We start from the raw sequence: 17,772 nt of genomic DNA, 5'->3' as shown, positions 1-17,772 counted from the left end.
GAAAGTAGGGATGGGGTAGCCCGCGACTATAGCCGACCCGGCACCCCGGCTAAAATCGATCGCAAACCCTGAGTCATCCTTGTCCATGTCCGATCGCCGCCCCATCGCCGCCCTGCCCGACCTGTTGATCAGCCAGATCGCCGCTGGCGAGGTCATCGAGCGCCCCGCGTCGGTGCTGAAAGAGCTGCTGGAAAACGCCATCGACGCCGGTGCGCGGGCCATCGAGGTACGCCTGGAGGGCGGCGGCATCCGGCGCATCGCGGTCAGCGACGACGGCGGCGGCATCCCGCCGGAAGAACTCCCCCTGGCCCTGCGCCGCCACGCGACCAGCAAGATCGCCACGCTGAACGAACTGGAAGCGGTGGCCTCCATGGGTTTCCGAGGTGAAGCGCTGGCGTCCATCTCGTCGGTGGCCCAGGTGACGTTGATTTCCCGCACGCGCGATGCATCCCACGCGTCGCAGATCGATGCCGGCAGCGGCGAAATCGCGCCGGCATCCGGACCGGCCGGCACGACCGTGGACGTGCGCCAATTGTTCGATGCGGTGCCGGCACGGCGCAAATTCCTGCGGTCGGAGGCGACCGAGTTCGGCCATTGCCTGGATGCCATGGAGCGCATCGCGCTGGCGCATCCGCGCATCGCGTTCCGCCTGTTCCACCATGACCGCGCCCATCGCCAATGGCTCCCCGCCGAGCCGCCGCAGCGCATCCGCGACGTGCTGGGCGCGGAGTTCGCGGACCAGGGCCTGCTGATCAGCCGCGCGGTCGGGCCGGTCGCCTTGAGCGGCATGGTCACCCGGCCCACCGCGGCGCGGGCGCGGGCCGATCGCCAATACCTGTACGTGAACGGCCGCTTCGTGCGCGATCGCACGGTCAGCCACGCGCTGCGCAGCGCGTATGCGGACGTGCTGCATGGGGACCGCCAGCCGGCCTACGTGCTGTTCCTGGACATCGATCCCGCCGCGGTCGACGTGAACGTGCATCCGGCCAAGCATGAAGTGCGTTTCCGCGACAGCGGCGCGGTGCACCGCTTCGTGTCCCAGTCGGTCGCGGATGCGCTGGCGCAGACTGGCGGACAGAACGTCGCCGGCGGGGCGGCGCCGGCCGATGCGCCGGATGCCATGGCGGCGCGCGAAGGCGATGGCGATGGCGCCTCCATGCGCGGCGGCGCATACGCCATTCCGCAAACGCACATGCCTGCCGGCGCGGGCATGGGCACCAGCCATGGCGCCGGCAATGGCAATGGCATCGGTACAGGCACCGGCGCGCGGCCGCATACGCAGATGCCCTTCCGCTTGCACACGCCGCCCGCGAGCGGCGGTTCGGCCGATTGGCGGAGCCTGTACCGCCCGCTGGACGACGGCGCGCATACTGCCGCCGCTCCGGCCGGCAGCAGTGACGCGCCGGCGGCCCTCGTCGACTACGCGTCCGTCATGGCCGACGCCGCGCGCATGCAAGCCGCCACGTCGCTGCGCGAACCGGCGCCCGGCGGCGGCTTGCCGATGGACGAGGAACAGCCCCTGGGCATGGCGCTGGGCCAGTTGCACGGCATCTATATCCTGGCGCAGAACAGGCGCGGCCTGGTGCTGGTCGACATGCACGCCGCGCACGAGCGCGTCGTGTACGAGCAGCTCAAGAACGCGCTGGATGCGCGCGACATGCCGCGGCAGGACCTGCTGGTGCCCGTGGTGTTCAATGCACAGGAAAAGGACGTGGCCCTGGTCGAGGAGTGCGAGGAACAGCTCGAAGAGCTGGGATTCCGCATGCGGCCGGCGGGGCCGGCGTCCATCGCGGTGCGCTCGGTGCCGGCGCTGCTGGCGCGCGGCGACGTGGAATCGCTGGCGCGCGCCGTGCTGCGCGACCTGGCCACGGTCGGCGTGTCACGGCTGCTGACCGAACAACGCAACGAACTGCTGGCCACCATGGCATGCCATGGCTCGGTGCGCGCGAACCGGCGCCTGACCATCGAAGAGATGAACGCGCTGCTGCGCCGCATGGAAGCCACCGAACGGGCAGACCAATGCAATCATGGCCGGCCGACCTGGGTGCAATGGTCGGTGGCCGAACTGGACCGTCTCTTCCTGCGCGGGCAATAAGGCGCATGAACCCGTGCATGCATCAAGCCCCACATCGACATCCGAACCAGCGCCCGCACCCGCGCCCGCGATGCCGCGTCATGGCATGACCCGCCGCACCATCCTCTGCGTGACCGGCCCCACCGCCGCCGGCAAGAGCGCCGCCACGCTGGCGCTGGCGCGGCGCTGGCCGCTGGAGATCGTCAACGTCGATTCGGCGACCATCTATCGCGGCATGGACATCGGCACGGCCAAGCCGAGCGCCGAAGAGCGCGCGCGCGTCCCGCAGCACCTGCTCGACATACGCGACCCCGTGCAGGCCTATTCGGCCGCGGAATTCCGCGCCGACGCCTTGCGCCTGATCGCCGATATCCACGCGCGCGGACGCATCCCGCTGCTGGCGGGCGGGACCATGCTGTACTTCAAGGCGCTACGCGAAGGACTGGACGACCTGCCCTCGGCCGACCCGGCCTTGCGGGCTTCTCTGGAAGCACGGGCGGCGCAGCAAGGCTGGCCGGCGATGCACGATGAGCTGGCGCGCCTGGACCCGGTGACCGCGGCGCGGCTCAAGCCCAATGACAGCCAGCGCATACAGCGGGCCCTGGAAGTGTGCATCGTCAGCGGACGGCCCATGTCGTCGCTGTTCCGGCGCGCCGGTGCGCCCCAGGACCACGATTACGTGACCATCAGCATGGAGCCGGCCGACCGGGCTGCGCTGCATGCGCGCATCGCCCAGCGCTTCGACACGATGCTGGAACAGGGACTGGTGGAAGAAGTCGCGGCGCTGCGGGCTCGCGGCGACCTGCATACGGGCCTGCCTTCGGTGCGCTGCGTGGGCTATCGCCAGATATGGGCCTACCTGGATGGCGAGGTCGACCTGCCCACCGCCCGCGAACAAGGCATCGCCGCGACGCGGCAGCTTGCCAAACGGCAGATCACCTGGCTGCGCGCGCAGCCGGAACGACTGATCGTGGACAGCCTGGCGCCCGATGCGGCCGCGCAGGTGGAAAGGATCTGCGCCAGGGTCCTGGCGCGCACCTAGCGCGGGATGGCGGCGCCCGGCGTTCAGCGAACGACGGTCTGCGGCGCGTCGCCCTGGCGGGCGACGACCACGCCGATGCGGTCGACGGTTTCGCCCTGCTCACGCAAGGTGGCCGCGACGGCGTCGGCCTGGGCCGCGTCGACCACGATGGCCATGCCGATGCCGCAGTTGAAGACGCGATGCATCTCCGCGTCCGCCACGCCGCCCTGCTGCTGCAGCCAGCTGAACAACGGGGGCATTTTCCAGGCGTCCCGCTGCAATTCGGCGGCGACGTCCGCCTGCAGGATGCGCGGCACGTTTTCGACCAGGCCGCCGCCGGTGATGTGGGCCATGCCCTTGATGGCGGCCCCATGGCGCGCCAGGGCGGCCAGCACCGGCTTGACATAGATGCGGGTGGGCGCCATGACCACGTCGCCCAGGGGCTGGCCCTGGAAGTCCTGCTCCGGCCGGGCGCCGGCACGGTCGAGGATCTTGCGCACCAGCGAATAACCGTTGGAATGCGCGCCGCTGGAAGCCAGGCCCAGGATGGCGTCGCCGGGCCGGATCGATTTGCCGTCCAGGATGGCGGACTTTTCGACCGCGCCGACCGCGAAGCCTGCCAGGTCGTATTCGCCATCGGGATACATTCCCGGCATTTCGGCGGTTTCACCGCCGATCAGGGCGCAACCGGCCAGTTCGCAGCCGCGCGCGATGCCGCCCACCACGGCAGCCGCCGTATCCACGGCCAGCTTGCCGCAGGCGAAATAGTCCAGGAAGAACAGGGGTTCGGCGCCCTGGACCAGGATGTCGTTGACGCTCATCGCGACCAGGTCGATACCCACGGTATCGTGCCGGTTCCACTGGAAGGCCAGCTTGAGCTTGGTGCCCACGCCATCCGTACCCGACACGAGCACCGGTTCGCGGTATTTCCCGGGGACTTCGAACAGTGCGCCGAAGCCGCCGATGCCGGCCAGCACGCCGGGCCGCATGGTGCGGGCCGCCAGCGGCTTGATGCGGTCGACCAGGGCGTCGCCCGCGTCGATATCGACACCTGCGTCGCGATAGGTCAGCGGGGCGGAAGGTTGATTTGTCATGAGGAAAACCGTGGGGTGTGTAAAAATTGCGGGATTTTTTCAAGTCAGCTTTCCTGATTTTACGATGAGCCCACCTTTTCTATGCCAGCGGACGTCCGAAGCGGGTTTTGGCCGAGCCGCGCCAGGCCGAGCCGCGCCAGGCCGCGCCGCGCTAGGCCGCGCCGCGTCAGGCCGAGCCGCGCCGGGTCGGGCTCTCCACGTGTCCAAATGAATCGCCAGCTGCTGCTAGACGTCCTGCCCGAGCCCGCTCCGTCGCTCGGCAACTACATACCCGGCCCCAACGGACAGGCGCTGGACGCGGCGCACCGCCTGGCGCCCGGCCATGCGCTGTACCTCTGGGGCCCGGCCGGCTGCGGCCGCAGCCATCTGCTGCGCGCCATCGCCGGCTCGCCCGGCGGCCGCTATATCGGCGCCCAGGACGCGGCCGCCGCGCTGGCGGGCCTGGCCCAATCCAGCCCCACCGACCCCATGCCCCGCATCGTGGCGGTGGATGACCTGCACCGCATGGACGACGCCGGGCAGGCGGCGCTGTTTGCCTTGTACAATCGCTGGCGCGAGTCGGCGGCCACCCAGCATGCATTCGCGCTGGCCGTCGCCGGGGACCGCGCGCCCCTGGCCATGCCGCTGCGCGAAGACCTTCGCACCCGGCTGGGCTGGGACCTGGTGTTCCGCCTGGATCCGCTGTCGGATGCCGACAAGCTGGCGGCGCTGTCCGCGCAGGCCGCCGGGCGGGGACTGCAGCTGGCGCCTGAAGTCATCAATTGGATGCTGACGCATTACGAGCGCGACATGCGCCGCCTGGCCGCGCTGCTGGACGCGCTGGACCGCTATTCGCTGGCCACGCGCCGGCCCCTGACCATACCGCTGCTGCGCGCGATGCTGGCGGACCCGGATACTCCTACTTCATGACTGCTGCACGCCTGGCCCTCTTCGATCTCGATCACACGCTCCTGCCTCTGGATAGCGACTACCAATGGGCCGATTTCCTGGCCCGTACCGGCCGCGCCGGCGACCCGGACGAAGCCCGTGCGCGCAACGAAGACCTGATGGCCCGCTACAACCGCGGCGAACTGACCGCCGAGCAGTCGGCCGAGTTCATGCTGGGCCTGCTGGCCGCCCATACGCCCTTCGAGCTGGCCCTGTGGCACGAGGAATACATGGCGCAGGTCATCCGCCCCGCCATCGAGGCCAGCGCCGTGCAGCTGGTGCGCCAGCACCTGGAAGCCGGCGACCTGTGCGCCGTGGTCACCGCCACCAATCATTTCGTCACCGCGCCCATCAGCCGCGCCTTCGGCATCCCGCACCTGATCGCCACCGATGCGGAATACATCGCCGGCCGCTACACCGGCCGCATTGCCGGCACCCCCAGCTTCAAGGAAGGCAAGGTGGTGCGGGTGAAGGAATGGCTGGCCGGCATGGGGCTGGCCCTTGCGGATTTCTCCGAAACGTTTTTTTATAGCGACTCGATCAACGACGTGCCGCTGCTCGAAGCGGTCACCCGGCCGGTGGCGACCAATCCCAGTCCCGCGCTGCGCGAACTCGCGCGGGCGAATGGATGGCAGGTGCTGAATTTGTTCGCCCACATGGAAGATGCGAAGTCCTGAATTCGATGATCACCGAAACCATAAAAAAATTCGTCGCCCGGCTATTCCCGGCGCGCGGCCCGCAGCGTATTCCGAAAGAGCGCCACGGTATCGATCGCCGCAACGTTTCGCGGCATGCCATCAAGGTCTGCGAAGTCCTGCGCCAGGCGGGCTATGAGGCCTACATCGTCGGCGGCGCGGTACGCGACCTGATCGTGGGCATGGAGCCCAAGGACTTCGACGTGGCCACCAATGCCACGCCGGAAGAAATCCGCCCCCTGTTCCGCCGCGCCCGCATCATCGGCCGGCGCTTCCAGCTGGTGCACGTCGTGTTCGGCCAGGAGATCATCGAGACCTCCACCTTCCGTGCGCTGGCCACCGGTGACCAGGAAACGGACGAACACGGCCGCATCCTGCGCGACAACGTGTTCGGCAGCCAGGAAGAAGACGCCGCGCGCCGCGACTTCACCTTGAACGCCCTGTACTACGATCCGCTGACGGAAGTCGTCATCGACTACCACCAGGGCGTGGCCGACCTGAAAAAGCGCGTGGTGCGGATGATCGGCGATCCCGCCAAGCGCTATCGCGAGGACCCGGTGCGCATGCTGCGCGCCGTGCGCTTCGCGGCCAAGCTGAATTTCGTCATCGACGACGAAACGCGCGCGCCCATCCGCTCGATGTCCGCCTTGATCGAGAACGTGCCCGCTTCGCGGCTGTTCGACGAGATGCTCAAGCTGCTGACCTGCGGCCATGCCATGGACTGCCTGCGCCAGCTGCGCGCCGAAGGCCTGCACCACGGCGTGCTGCCCTTGCTGGACGTCGTGCTGGAGCAACCCCAGGGCGAGCAGTTCGTCGAGCTGGCGCTGGAACGCACCGACGCGCGGGTGCGCGCCGGCAAGACCATCAGCCCCAGTTTCCTGTTCGCATCGCTGCTCTGGCAGCAGGTGGAAGTGCGCTGGCGCGACCTGTGCAAGCAGGGAGAGCTGCCCATCCCCGCCCTGTTGCAGGCGGCGGACTCCGTGCTGGACGAACAGACCGAAAAGCTGGCTATCCAGCGCCGGTTTTCCTCGGACATGCGGGAAATCTGGTTCATGCAACCGCGCTTCGAGCGACGCGTCGGCAAGACCATCTTCCGCATGCTGGAGCAGCCGCGCTTCCGCGCGGCCTGCGATTTCCTGCAGTTGCGCGCGGCGGCCGGCGAGTTCGATAGCGTGCTGGCGCAATGGTGGATGGACCTGGCCAATGCCGACGACATCACCCGCACCCAGATGATAGACGAGGCCTCTCGCGCGCCCCGCGCCAAGGGCGATGAACCCGCGCCCCGGCGGCGCCGTACGCGGCGGCGCAGCGGTGGCGGCGGCCAAGGTGGCCAGCCCGTCGTCGCGCAGGGCGGCGACGAGTAGCGCCATGCAGGCGGATCGCGCGACTCCGCCCGAAGCGATTGCCTACATCGGCCTGGGCGCGAACCTGGGCGATAGCGCCGCCACGCTGCGGGCCGCCTTGCGCGAGCTGGCGGCCTTGCCGGATACCCGGGAATGCGTGGCATCGCCCTTCTACCGGTCCGCGCCCGTGGACGCCACGGGGCCGGACTTCGTCAATGCGGTCGCGCGCCTGCGCACCGCGCTGGCGCCGCTGGATCTGCTGGACGCCCTGCAGGCCATCGAGCTCGAGCACGGCCGCGCACGGCCTTACCGCAACGCACCGCGTACCCTGGACCTGGACCTGCTGCTCTACGATGACCTGCGCCTGGACACGCCGCGGCTGACGCTGCCGCATCCGCGCATGCATGAACGCGCGTTCGTGCTGCTGCCCCTGCGCGACCTGGCGCCGGACATGCGGCTGCGGGACGAAACGCTGGACGGCCTGCTGGCGCGCTGCGCGGACCAGGCCATTCATCGCATGGCGGAACCGGCGGAGCCCCCACCGCGCGGCGCGGGCTGAGCCGCCGGCGCAAAACGCCCGCGGCAAACCCGCGGGCAATTTCACGTCAGGCCACGGCGACGGGGATCTTGCCGATCTTCGCCTGCCATTCGCGCGGGCCGGTGGTATGCACCGACGTGCCCTGCGCATCCACGGCCACCGTCACCGGCATGTCCTTGACCTCGAACTCGTAGATCGCTTCCATGCCCAGGTCTTCGAACGCCAGCACCTTGGCGGCGCGGATGGCCTTGGAAACCAGGTAGGCCGCGCCGCCCACCGCCATCAGGTACGCCGACTGGTGCTTCCGGATGGCCTCGATCGCCACCGGACCACGCTCCGACTTGCCGATCATGGCGATCAGGCCGGTCTTGTCCAGCATCATGTCGGTGAACTTGTCCATGCGGGTGGACGTGGTGGGGCCGGCCGGACCGACGACCTCGTCGCGCACCGGATCGACCGGGCCAACGTAATAGATCACGCGATTGCGGAAATCGACCGGCAATTGCTCGCCCTTGGCCAGCATGTCCTGGATGCGCTTGTGCGCGGCGTCGCGGCCCGTCAGCATCTTGCCCGACAGCAGCAAGGTCTGGCCCGGCTTCCAGCTGGCGACCTCTTCCTTGGTCAGGGTGTCCAGGTCGACCTGCCGGGACTTGTTGTAGTCCGGCGCCCAGCGGACTTCCGGCCATTCCGACAGGGCGGGCGGCGTCAGTTGCGCGGGACCGCTGCCGTCCAGCTCGAAGTGCGCATGGCGGGTGGCCGCGCAGTTCGGGATCATCGCCACTGGCAGCGACGCGGCATGCGTGGGGAAGGTGGCGATCTTGATGTCCAGCACCGTGGTCAGGCCGCCCAGGCCCTGCGCGCCTATGCCCAGTGCGTTGACCTTTTCGTAGAGCTCGATGCGCAGCTCTTCCAGCTTGCTCTGCGGGCCGCGCTGCAGCAGCTCGTACATGTCGATATCTTCCATGAGCGACTGCTTGGCCATCAGCATGGCTTTTTCGGCCGTGCCGCCGACGCCGATGCCCAGCATGCCCGGCGGACACCAGCCGGCGCCCATGGTCGGGACCGTCTTCAGCACCCAGTCCACCAGCGAATCGCTGGGATTGAGCATGGCGAACTTGGACTTGTTCTCGGAACCGCCACCCTTGGACGCCAGCTGCACGTCGACCTTGTCGCCAGGGACCAGCTCGACGTTGACGATACAGGGCGTGTTGTCCTTGGTGTTGCGGCGGGCGAACAGCGGATCGGCCAGCACCGAGGCACGCAAGGGGTTATCGGGATTGGTGTAGCCGCGGCGCACGCCTTCGTCGCACAGCTCCTGCAGGCCGCGCGCCGTGTCGAAACGCACGTTCATGCCGATCTTCAGGAAGACGTTGACGATGCCGGTGTCCTGGCACAGCGGGCGCTTACCCTCGGCGCACATGCGCGAATTCGTCAGGATCTGCGCGATGGCGTCGCGGGCCGCGGGACTTTCCTCGCGCTCATAGGCGCGCGCCAGATGGCGCAGGTAGTCCACGGGATGGTAGTAGCTGATGAACTGGATCCCATCCGCGATGGACTGGATGAAGTCTTCTTCCTTGATGACGGTCATGACGTGCTGTAGCGTAAGGTTGAGCGATGAAGGTTTATTTTCCCTGCCAGACCGGCTTGCGCTTTTCGGCGAAGGCCAGTGCGCCTTCCTTGGCGTCGGCGGAGGTGAATATATGCGCAATCAGGGGCCGTTGGCGATCGAACATGCCGGCCTGCTCCCAATCGACAGCCTGCGACACGATGCTTTTGGCGGTCTGGACGGCCAGGGGGCCGTTTTCGACGATGGTGCGGGCCAGGGCCTTGGCCTCGTCCAGCGCCTTGCCGGGTTCCGTCAGGCGATTGACCAGGCCGAAAGCGTGGGCGCGTTCCGCCCCGAGCATATCGCCGGTCAGGATGATTTCCATGGCGATGTGATACGGCAGCCGGCGCGGCAGCCGCAGCATGCCGCCCGAGCCCGCCACCAGGCCGCGCTTGACCTCGGGCAGACCGAAACTGGCGTTGCGGGCGGCGACGAGCAGGTCGCAGGCCAGCGCCATTTCGAAGCCGCCGGCCAGCGCGTAGCCTTCCACGGCGGCGATCAGCGGCTTTTTGGGCGGTGCCTCGTTCAGGCCGGCAAAGCCGCGCCCCGGGATCAGCGGCCGTTCGCCACGTTGCCCGAAGGCCTTCAGGTCCATGCCGGACGAAAAGGTATTGTTCGCGCCGGTCAGGATGCCGATGCGCACGGCAGGATCCTTGTCCAGCTGGTCCAGGGCGGCGGCCATCGCCTGCGCGGTTTCCAGGTTGATCGCGTTGCGGGCGTCCGGGCGGTTGATGGTGATGGTCTGGATGCCGTCTTCGACTGCCACCTCGATCAGGTCGGCCATGTGCTGTTCTCCTTCCAATTGGCGGATGCGCGCCCCGCGGGGCGCGCGAGGCGCGGAAATCGAATGATACGACCAACGCCGCGCAAGGATTTTCCGGCGGGCCGGCCGGCTCCAGTAAAATGCCGGGTTTGTCATCCGCGGGCCCATCGGGCGGTTTCCCCAGCACCATGCTCACCTTTCAGCAAATCATCCTAAAACTCCAGGAATACTGGGATAAGCAGGGTTGCACGCTGCTGCAGCCCTACGACATGGAAGTCGGCGCGGGAACCTCGCATACGGCCACCTTTCTGCGCGCGATCGGGCCGGAGCCCTGGCGCGCGGCCTATGTGCAACCGTCGCGCCGTCCCAAGGACGGCCGCTACGGCGAAAACCCCAACCGGCTGCAACACTATTACCAGTACCAGGTCGTGCTGAAGCCGGCGCCTCCGGAAATCCTGGACCTGTACATCGGTTCGCTGAAGGCCTTGGGCATCGATCCGACCCGCCACGACATCCGCTTCGTCGAAGACGACTGGGAAAACCCCACGCTGGGCGCCTGGGGGCTGGGTTGGGAAGTCTGGCTGAACGGCATGGAAGTCACCCAGTTCACGTATTTCCAGCAGGTCGGCGGCTTGAACTGCACCCCGACCACCGGCGAAATAACCTACGGCCTGGAACGCCTGGCCATGTACCTGCAGGATGTGCAGAGCGTCTACGACCTGGTCTGGACGATCGGCCCGGACGGCCGACCGGTCAAGTACGGCGACGTGTTCCACCAGAACGAAGTGGAGCAGTCCACCTATAACTTCGAATACTCCTCGGCCGACATGCTGTTCGCGCATTTCAACGACTACGAATCCGAAGCCAAGCGGCTGATGGAAGTCCCGCTGGCCCTGCCCGCCTACGAGGCGGTGCTCAAGGCCGCGCACACCTTCAACCTGCTGGACGCGCGCGGCGCCATCAGCGTTACCGAGCGCGCCGCCTATATCGGGCGCATCCGCAACCTGTCGCGTGCCATTGCGCAGGCCTACTACGAATCGCGCGAACGGCTGGGCTTTCCCATGCTGGGCGGCCGCACCGCCGCGGAGGTCGCGCAATGAGCGACGTCCGTCCCCTGCTGGTCGAACTGCTGACCGAAGAACTGCCGCCCAAGGCCTTGCGCAAGCTGGGCGAGGCTTACGCCGAAGGCATACGCCAGGGCCTGGACGCGCGAGGCCTGCTGGGCCCGGACTGCCGCGTGCAGGCCTACGCGACGCCGCGCCGCCTGGCCGTGCACCTGTCCGCCGTGCTGGCGCAGGCACCCGACCAGGACTACGCGGAAAAGCTGATGCCGGTGAAGGTGGGTCTGGACGCCGAAGGGCGGCCGACTCCCGCGCTGCTGAAGAAACTGGCCGCCAAGGGCCTGGATAACGTCGATGCCGCGGCATTGGCACGCGAATCCGATGGAAAGCAGGACTACCTGGTGGCGCGCGGCACGGCGCCCGGCGCGCGCCTGGCCGACGGGCTGCAACAGGCGCTGGACGCGGCCATCGCCGGCCTGCCCATCCCCAAGGTCATGAGCTACCAGTTGGCCGATGGCGTGACCACCGTCAAATTCGTGCGTCCGGCGCACGGCCTGGTGGCCTTGTTCGGGCCCGACGTCGTGGACATTTCCGCGCTGGGCCTGGCGGCCGGCCGCGACACGCTGGGCCATCGCTTCATGAGCGAAGGCGCCATCACCGTGGCCGACGCCGATGCCTATGTCGACCGGCTGGCCGACGCGGGCCGCGTGATCGCATCCTTCGACGCACGCCGCGATGAAATCTCGCGCCAGTTGCAGGCGCATGCCCAGCGCCTGGGCGCCACGCTGGGCGACGATCCCGAAGTGCCGGCGCTGCTGGACGAAGTCACCGCGCTGGTCGAGCATCCCACTGTGTATGTCGGCGAGTTCGAACCGCGCTTCCTCCAGGTGCCGCAGGAATGCCTGATCCTGACGATGCGGCTGAACCAGAAGTATTTCCCCCTGTTCGCCCCCGACACCGGCAAGCTGACGCACCGTTTCCTGATCGTCAGCAACATGCAGGTGGCCGATCCGGTCAACATCGTCGAAGGCAACCAGCGCGTGGTCCGGCCCCGGCTGGCGGACGCGCAGTTCTTCTTCGAGACCGACCGCAAGACGCCGCTGGCCGCGCGCGTGGAGCAACTGGGCTCGATCGTTTATCACAACAAGCTGGGTAGCCAGCTGCAACGCGTCGAACGTGTGCGCGGCGTGGCGCGTGGCGTGGCGCAGGCGCTGGGCGCCGATCCGCAAGCCGCCGATCGCGCGGCGCTGCTGGCCAAGGCCGACCTGGGCACCCTGATGGTGGGCGAATTCCCCGAGCTGCAAGGCATCATGGGCGCCTACTACGCCGAAGCGGATGGCGAAGCCGCCGACGTGGTGCGCGCGCTGCGCGAGCAATACCGCAACCGCCTGGACACGCCGGTCGACCGCGACAGCCTGACCATGGCGGCCCTGTTCATCGCCGAACGCGCCGAAACCCTGGTGGGAATCTGGAGCATCGGCCTGGCGCCCACCGGCGAACGCGATCCCTTCGGCCTGCGCCGCGCCGCGCTGGGCCTGATCAGCGCCTTCGAACAACTGGCGGCCGGCGGTTGGCTCAAGCCCAGCCAGAATGGCCCCTTGACCCTGCAAGGCGTGCTGCGCCTGGCGGCCGACAGCTTCGGCGCCGGCCAGATCGCCGATACCGTGCTGGCGGAAGTCGCCGACTTCACCTACGAACGCTACCGCAACCAGCTGGCCGCCGAGTTCGACCGCAACGCGGTCGATGCCGTGGTGGCGCTGGCGCCGCCGCTGCACCAGGTGGCCGCGCGCGTGCGCGCCGTGACCGCCTTCGGCGCGCTGCCCGAAGCCGCCAGCCTGGCGGCCGCCAACAAGCGCGTCGGCAATCTGCTGAAAAAAGCGGAAGGCGACATCGGCGCCGTCGATGCCGCGCGCCTGCAGGAGCCCGCCGAGCGCGCACTCGCCCAGGCCATCGACAGCCTGAGCCCGCGCGCGCAAGCGCAATTCGATGCCGGCGATTTCGCCGGCAGCCTCAGCACGCTGGCCCAGGCTCGCGAACCGGTGGACGCATTCTTCGCCGACGTCATGGTCATGGCCGACGACCCGGCCGTGCGCGCCAACCGGCTGGCATTGCTGGGCCAGCTCCATGGCCTGATGAACAAGGTCGCAGACATTTCCCGGCTCGCCCAGTGAAAATCATCATCCTAGACCGCGACGGCGTTATCAATCAGGACAGCGACGCGTTCGTCAAGTCGCCGGACGAATGGATCGCCCTGCCCGGGTCCTTGCAGGCGATCTCGCGGCTGCACCAGGCCGGCTGGACGGTCGTCGTCGCGTCCAACCAATCGGGATTGGGGCGCGGCCTGTTCGACATGCGTACGCTGACCGCCATCCATGCCAAGATGCGGCGCGAACTGGCCCAGGTCGGCGGTGCCATCGACGCCATTTTCCTTTGCCCTCACCTGCCCGAAGACAACTGCCGCTGCCGCAAGCCGCTGCCCGGCATGTACGAGCAGATCGCCGAGCGCTTCGACGTGGACCTGGCCGGCGTGCCGGCCGTCGGGGACTCGCTGCGCGACCTGCAGGCCTGCGCGACGGCGGGCTGCGCGCCGTGGCTGGTCAAGACCGGCAACGGCCTGAAGACGCTGGCCTCCGGCCAGATGCCGGCGGGCACGCGGGTGGCCGACGACCTTGCCGCGGTGGTGGATATCCTTCTGGAAGAAAGCGCCGCATGAAGGCCGTATTGTTCCTGCGTTCGCTGCTGTACATGATCTTCCTGAGCGTCACGGTCATTCCCTATGCGCTGGCATGCCTGCTGTGGGCGCCTCTGCCCCTGCACTGGCGCTATCGCCTGACGGTGGGCTGGCCGCGCCTGGCCATCTGGGGCGCGCGCGTGTTCTGCGGCATCCGGTGGCAGGTGCGCGGCTGGGAGAACCTGCCCGACGGCCCTGCGATCCTGCTTTCCAAGCACCAGTCCGCGTGGGAAACGCTGTGCTTCCCGGCCCACATGCCGCGCGAGGTCTGTTTCGTCTACAAGCGTGAATTGCACTACGTGCCGTTTTTCGGCTGGGGACTGGCGCTGTTGCGCATGATCCCGATCGATCGCGCCAAGGGCCGCGACGCCTTCGAACAAGTGGTGCGGCAAGGACAACGCCGCCTGAACGAAGGCCGTTGGCCGCTGCTCTTTCCCGAAGGCACGCGCATCGCGCCCGGGCAGAAGGGCCGCTTCAAGATGGGCGGCGCCCTGCTGGCATCGCGCACCGGCAGCGTGGTGATTCCCATCGCGCACAACGCCGGCGAGTGTTGGCCGCGCAACGCTTTCGTCAAGCGTCCGGGCATGATCACCGTTTCAATCGGCCCCGCGATAGAATCGCAAGGCAAATCACCGGAGGAGCTGAATCGCCAGGTCCAGGACTGGATCGAAGGCGAAATGCGCCGCCTCAACCCTGAAAGGTATGTCTCGGAATAATCAGCTCGAACTTCTGTTCGATGCAGCCGGTTCAGGCGCGCCCCCTGGCGATACGGGCGGCGGCGACGCCGAGCCGGCGCTATTCCCTACGGAATCGCCCGCGCTGGGTGCGACGGGTCCGTCGACGCGGGACGCCCCCGATACTTTCGATCTGCGGCCTTCTTCGGCCAGCCCGTTCATCGTCCCGACGATCTGCCCGCCCACCCTGCCGCCCAATGCACGCTGGCGCGTCGTCGCGACGCCGCAGCAGGATATCGGCTTCGTGCTGCTGCGCTCGCGCCGGCGCACGATAGGCTTCGTGGTCAGCGACGATGGCCTGCGCGTGACGGCGCCGAACTGGGTCACGCTACGCCAGGTCGACGAGTCCGTGGTAGAGAAATCCGGGTGGATCCTGGCCAAGCTGCGCGACTGGCAGAAGCGCAGGGAACAGCTGGCGCTGTCGCAGACGCAATGGCGCGCCGGCGGCGAACTGCCCTACCTGGGCAAGCGCATCGTGCTGGAGCTGGGTTCGCACGAACGGCATGCGGCCTTGGCGGGCGACGCGGACGCGCCGCGTGATGGCGACATCCTGCGATTGGCACTGCCCGCCGACGCCGCGGCATCGCGTATCCGGGACGCCGCCCAGGCCTGGCTGCAGCAGCGCGCCGGCATCTGGTTCGGCGCGCGCCTGGCGTATTTCCTGCAGGCCAGCGGCTTGAAGATCCGCCGCTGGCGGCTGTCGTCCGCGGCCACGCGCTGGGGGTCGTGCACCAGCGACGGCAACATCATGCTGAACTGGCGCCTGATCCATTTCGCGCCCGCCATCATCGACTATGTGATCGCGCATGAGCTGGCACACTTGCGGGAAATGAATCACAGCCCCAATTTCTGGACCGAGGTCGGGCACATCCTGCCCGACTACCAGCAGGCGCGCGACGTCCTGCGCCGCCACGATCCGGCGATGCTGCCGCAGCTTTGATCCGCGGACGGACAGGAACCGCCTAGGACGCAGGCTGGACGTTGCGGGTCTGCAGGATGGTCGTCCACCTTTCGGTTTCTTTTTCGATCAAGGCCCCGAAGGCCGCGGGCGTGTCCGGCGCGGGCGGGACGTAGGCCAGCTGGAGCAGCGCCTCCTGCAGCTCCTGCCTGGCCAGCGCCGCATTCATCGATTGATTCAGCCGCGCCACGACTTCCGGTGGCGTGGCCGCCGGCGCCATCAGGCCGTACCAGGCGTCCAGCGCGAGGGAGGGGAAGCCGGCTTCGGCGATGGTTGGGGTGTGCGGAAGATTGGGCGTCCGCAGATGCGACATTACCGCGATCGGACGCAAGTTGCCCGCCGTGATATGTGGCAGCGCCGCGGGCAGCGGGGCGAAGACCATGTCCACGCGCCCACCGATTACGTCCGCTAAGGCGTGCGCACTGCCGCGATACGGAACATGTGCGATGTCGGTGCCGGTTTCCTGCTGGAACATCACGCACAGGAGATGGTCGCTGGTGCCGACGCCGGCGGATGCGCAGGTGGAAGCGCCTGGATAGGCTCTCGCCAACGCGATGACGTCCTGGACGCTGGCCACGGGGACATCCTTGCCTACGGCCACCACGTAAGGCATCGTCGCAACCAGTCCGATAGGCTGCAGATCCCGCGCGAAATCGTAATCGAGCTGTGGGTACATGGCCTTGTGTATGGTATTCGGACGGCCGCTAAGGTATATCGTGTGGCCGTCCGGCAGCGTATTCGCGACCGCCTTCGCGCCGATGTTACCCGCCGCTCCAGGGCGATAATCGACGATCATGTTCTGCCCGAGTTCCTCCGCCATATGCTTGGCGACGAGGCGGGCGAGCGCGTCAGCGCCTCCACCCGGGGGAAACCCGATGACCAGGGTGATGGGGCGCTGCGGATATAACCGTTCCGCGTCCGCCGCCGTGGCGCTCCACGGGATGAAGCTGCTCAACAACGCTAGGACCACGAACTCCCGTTTGCAAAAACGCATACCTGTCTCCTGTTCTGCTGTTGTGGCCGGCGGCGGCGATCGCGGGTGGCCGGCGCACAGTTGATCGCGGCGGGTTGGGTGCCAGCCCGGCGGCAGGGGTTCCTCGCGGCGGGGACAGGGGCCCCGCAAGGCCCGCCGGCAGCCTCTACAATGTCGAATTGCCCGCGCCCCGCGCGGCCGCCGCGATCAGCCAGTTGAAAGGAAACCATCATGCGACTGCTCCACACCATGCTCCGTGTCGGCAATCTGGACCGTTCCATCGATTTCTATACCAACGTGCTCGGCATGCGCCTGCTGCGCCGCAAGGACTACCCGGACGGCAAGTTCACCCTGGCCTTCGTCGGCTACCAGGACGAAAAGGACGGCGCGGTGCTCGAGCTCACGCACAACTGGGACACCGAGCGCTACGACCTGGGCACCGGCTACGGCCACATCGCCATCGACGTGCCCGATGCGTACGAAGCCTGTGACCGCGTGCGCGAACGCGGCGGCAAGGTCACGCGCGAGGCCGGCCCCATGAAGCACGGCACCACGGTCATCGCCTTCGTCGAAGACCCCGACGGCTACAAGATCGAGTTCATCCAGAAAGGATCGCAGAACGATTGATCCGAGTTTGCGCGGCGTGTGGACGGACCATGGGCACGCCGCCTAGAATGCTCCGCGGAGCATCCTTCACCGCGACATCGACGCCATGATCCACGAAATCCTCAAAATGGGTGACCCCCGCCTGCTGCGCGTGGCGGCCCCCATCCGCGACTTCGACACGCCCGAGCTGCACGCCCTCGTCCAGGACATGTTCGAAACCATGCGGCACGCGCACGGCGTCGGCCTGGCGGCGCCGCAGATAGGCGTGGACCTGCAACTCGTGATCTTCGGCTTCGAACGCAGCGAACGCTATCCCGGCGCGGAGCCCGTCCCGCAGACGGTGCTGTGCAATCCCATCATCACCCCGCTGTCGGACGACCGCGAGGAAGGCTGGGAAGGCTGCCTGTCGGTGCCGGGGCTGCGCGGACTGGTGCCGCGCCATACGCACATCCGCTACACCGGCTACGATCCCGCCGGCAACATGATCGAACGCGAGGCGCACGGTTTCCATGCGCGCGTCGTGCAACATGAATGCGATCACCTGATCGGCCGCCTGTACCCCACACGCATGACGGACCTGACGAAGCTGGGCTACACCGACGTGCTCTTCCCGGGACTGGATCCCAAGAGCGACGATTGAACCGCGAT

General features: G+C 67.8%; 17 protein-coding genes. 13 read left to right on the top strand and 4 right to left on the bottom strand.

The annotated features are described in order from the left end of the window. Positions 1-85 precede the first annotated feature (85 nt). Together mutL and miaA are read left to right on the top strand one after the other, a co-directional pair. Complete coding sequence (gene mutL / locus CAL12_RS06400) at positions 86-2,095, top strand: DNA mismatch repair endonuclease MutL (RefSeq protein ID WP_086063727.1); 2,010 nt, start codon at positions 86-88, stop codon at positions 2,093-2,095. Between the two features lie 85 nt (positions 2,096-2,180). Continuing rightward, on the top strand, positions 2,181-3,116 hold the full coding sequence (gene miaA, locus CAL12_RS06395; protein WP_086067709.1) for a tRNA (adenosine(37)-N6)-dimethylallyltransferase MiaA: 936 nt from the start codon (positions 2,181-2,183) through the stop codon (positions 3,114-3,116). Between the two features lie 23 nt (positions 3,117-3,139). Here miaA and purM read toward each other — a convergent pair whose 3' ends face one another. Then, complete coding sequence (gene purM / locus CAL12_RS06390) at positions 3,140-4,189, bottom strand: phosphoribosylformylglycinamidine cyclo-ligase (protein WP_086063726.1); 1,050 nt, start codon at positions 4,187-4,189, stop codon at positions 3,140-3,142. A gap of 207 nt (positions 4,190-4,396) precedes the next feature. On the opposite strand from purM, the gene hda reads away from it, so the two are divergent. From hda to CAL12_RS06370, 4 genes are read left to right on the top strand one after another with little or no spacing between them, the layout of a single operon-like run. After that, positions 4,397-5,098: a DnaA regulatory inactivator Hda gene (hda, locus tag CAL12_RS06385; protein ID WP_086063725.1), complete on the top strand. Its 702-nt coding sequence runs from the start codon at positions 4,397-4,399 to the stop codon at positions 5,096-5,098. Next, positions 5,095-5,793: an HAD family hydrolase gene (locus CAL12_RS06380; RefSeq protein ID WP_086063724.1), complete on the top strand. Its 699-nt coding sequence runs from the start codon at positions 5,095-5,097 to the stop codon at positions 5,791-5,793. The genes hda and CAL12_RS06380 overlap by 4 nt, the downstream gene beginning before the upstream one ends. 5 nt (positions 5,794-5,798) lie before the next feature. Beyond that, on the top strand, positions 5,799-7,175 hold the full coding sequence (gene pcnB, locus CAL12_RS06375; protein WP_086063723.1) for a polynucleotide adenylyltransferase PcnB: 1,377 nt from the start codon (positions 5,799-5,801) through the stop codon (positions 7,173-7,175). A 4-nt stretch (positions 7,176-7,179) separates the two neighbouring features. Further along, complete coding sequence (locus CAL12_RS06370) at positions 7,180-7,713, top strand: 2-amino-4-hydroxy-6-hydroxymethyldihydropteridine diphosphokinase (RefSeq protein ID WP_086067708.1); 534 nt, start codon at positions 7,180-7,182, stop codon at positions 7,711-7,713. Positions 7,714-7,759: 46 nt separating this feature from the next. On the opposite strand, the gene CAL12_RS06365 is transcribed toward CAL12_RS06370, so the two are convergent. Both CAL12_RS06365 and CAL12_RS06360 read right to left on the bottom strand, forming a co-directional pair. Continuing rightward, positions 7,760-9,280 carry a fumarate hydratase gene (locus CAL12_RS06365; RefSeq protein ID WP_086063722.1) on the bottom strand — a complete coding sequence of 507 codons (1,521 nt, stop codon included), beginning with the start codon at positions 9,278-9,280 and terminating at the stop codon, positions 7,760-7,762. 34 nt (positions 9,281-9,314) lie between these two features. Then, a complete protein-coding gene (locus CAL12_RS06360; RefSeq protein ID WP_086063721.1) occupies positions 9,315-10,082 on the bottom strand; it encodes a crotonase/enoyl-CoA hydratase family protein in 768 nt (255 codons plus the stop codon). Between the two features lie 167 nt (positions 10,083-10,249). Between CAL12_RS06360 and glyQ the strand changes: the two genes are divergently transcribed. Genes glyQ through CAL12_RS06335 form a run of 5 tightly spaced genes read left to right on the top strand, consistent with a single transcriptional unit; the run spans position 10,250 to position 15,527 of the window. Then, positions 10,250-11,161 (top strand): glycine--tRNA ligase subunit alpha, encoded by a 912-nt coding sequence (glyQ, locus tag CAL12_RS06355; RefSeq protein ID WP_157792905.1) that lies wholly within the window; start codon positions 10,250-10,252, stop codon positions 11,159-11,161. Next, positions 11,158-13,293 carry a glycine--tRNA ligase subunit beta gene (glyS, locus tag CAL12_RS06350; RefSeq protein WP_086063719.1) on the top strand — a complete coding sequence of 712 codons (2,136 nt, stop codon included), beginning with the start codon at positions 11,158-11,160 and terminating at the stop codon, positions 13,291-13,293. The genes glyQ and glyS overlap by 4 nt, the downstream gene beginning before the upstream one ends. Beyond that, complete coding sequence (gmhB, locus tag CAL12_RS06345; RefSeq protein WP_086063718.1) at positions 13,290-13,835, top strand: D-glycero-beta-D-manno-heptose 1,7-bisphosphate 7-phosphatase; 546 nt, start codon at positions 13,290-13,292, stop codon at positions 13,833-13,835. The genes glyS and gmhB overlap by 4 nt, the downstream gene beginning before the upstream one ends. Continuing rightward, entirely contained in the window at positions 13,832-14,569 is a 738-nt protein-coding gene (locus tag CAL12_RS06340) for a lysophospholipid acyltransferase family protein (RefSeq protein WP_086063717.1), read from the top strand. Before gmhB ends, CAL12_RS06340 begins: the two co-directional genes overlap by 4 nt. Next, a complete protein-coding gene (locus tag CAL12_RS06335; RefSeq protein WP_086063716.1) occupies positions 14,556-15,527 on the top strand; it encodes a M48 family metallopeptidase in 972 nt (323 codons plus the stop codon). Before CAL12_RS06340 ends, CAL12_RS06335 begins: the two co-directional genes overlap by 14 nt. Before the next feature lie 22 nt (positions 15,528-15,549). Here CAL12_RS06335 and CAL12_RS06330 read toward each other — a convergent pair whose 3' ends face one another. Then, a complete protein-coding gene (locus CAL12_RS06330; protein WP_086063715.1) occupies positions 15,550-16,539 on the bottom strand; it encodes a Bug family tripartite tricarboxylate transporter substrate binding protein in 990 nt (329 codons plus the stop codon). Between the two features lie 210 nt (positions 16,540-16,749). Here CAL12_RS06330 and gloA point away from each other — a divergent pair, with 210 nt between their 5' ends. Both gloA and def read left to right on the top strand, forming a co-directional pair. Further along, on the top strand, positions 16,750-17,145 hold the full coding sequence (gene gloA, locus CAL12_RS06325; RefSeq protein WP_086063714.1) for a lactoylglutathione lyase: 396 nt from the start codon (positions 16,750-16,752) through the stop codon (positions 17,143-17,145). Positions 17,146-17,230: 85 nt separating this feature from the next. After that, positions 17,231-17,764 (top strand): peptide deformylase, encoded by a 534-nt coding sequence (def, locus tag CAL12_RS06320; RefSeq protein ID WP_086063713.1) that lies wholly within the window; start codon positions 17,231-17,233, stop codon positions 17,762-17,764. The last annotated feature ends 8 nt before the right edge of the window (positions 17,765-17,772 follow it).

Origin of the sequence: Bordetella genomosp. 8, from assembly GCF_002119685.1 — a bacterium.
GTDB lineage: Bacteria > Pseudomonadota > Gammaproteobacteria > Burkholderiales > Burkholderiaceae_B > Bordetella_C.
Note: the sequence above shows the minus strand (reverse complement) of the source record. Positions and strands in the feature narration are given on the sequence as shown.

Coding starts and splice junctions, on each gene's coding strand:
- miaA (WP_086067709.1), top strand. CDS start 2,181: ATGACCCGCCGCACCATCCTCTGCGTGACCGGCCCCACCGCCGCCGGC.
- mutL (WP_086063727.1), top strand. CDS start 86: ATGTCCGATCGCCGCCCCATCGCCGCCCTGCCCGACCTGTTGATCAGC.
- CAL12_RS06330 (WP_086063715.1), bottom strand. CDS start 16,539: ATGCGTTTTTGCAAACGGGAGTTCGTGGTCCTAGCGTTGTTGAGCAGC.
- CAL12_RS06335 (WP_086063716.1), top strand. CDS start 14,556: ATGTCTCGGAATAATCAGCTCGAACTTCTGTTCGATGCAGCCGGTTCA.
- pcnB (WP_086063723.1), top strand. CDS start 5,799: ATGATCACCGAAACCATAAAAAAATTCGTCGCCCGGCTATTCCCGGCG.
- CAL12_RS06360 (WP_086063721.1), bottom strand. CDS start 10,082: ATGGCCGACCTGATCGAGGTGGCAGTCGAAGACGGCATCCAGACCATC.
- def (WP_086063713.1), top strand. CDS start 17,231: ATGATCCACGAAATCCTCAAAATGGGTGACCCCCGCCTGCTGCGCGTG.
- gloA (WP_086063714.1), top strand. CDS start 16,750: ATGCGACTGCTCCACACCATGCTCCGTGTCGGCAATCTGGACCGTTCC.
- glyQ (WP_157792905.1), top strand. CDS start 10,250: ATGCTCACCTTTCAGCAAATCATCCTAAAACTCCAGGAATACTGGGAT.
- CAL12_RS06340 (WP_086063717.1), top strand. CDS start 13,832: ATGAAGGCCGTATTGTTCCTGCGTTCGCTGCTGTACATGATCTTCCTG.
- CAL12_RS06380 (WP_086063724.1), top strand. CDS start 5,095: ATGACTGCTGCACGCCTGGCCCTCTTCGATCTCGATCACACGCTCCTG.
- CAL12_RS06370 (WP_086067708.1), top strand. CDS start 7,180: ATGCAGGCGGATCGCGCGACTCCGCCCGAAGCGATTGCCTACATCGGC.
- CAL12_RS06365 (WP_086063722.1), bottom strand. CDS start 9,280: ATGACCGTCATCAAGGAAGAAGACTTCATCCAGTCCATCGCGGATGGG.
- hda (WP_086063725.1), top strand. CDS start 4,397: ATGAATCGCCAGCTGCTGCTAGACGTCCTGCCCGAGCCCGCTCCGTCG.
- purM (WP_086063726.1), bottom strand. CDS start 4,189: ATGACAAATCAACCTTCCGCCCCGCTGACCTATCGCGACGCAGGTGTC.
- glyS (WP_086063719.1), top strand. CDS start 11,158: ATGAGCGACGTCCGTCCCCTGCTGGTCGAACTGCTGACCGAAGAACTG.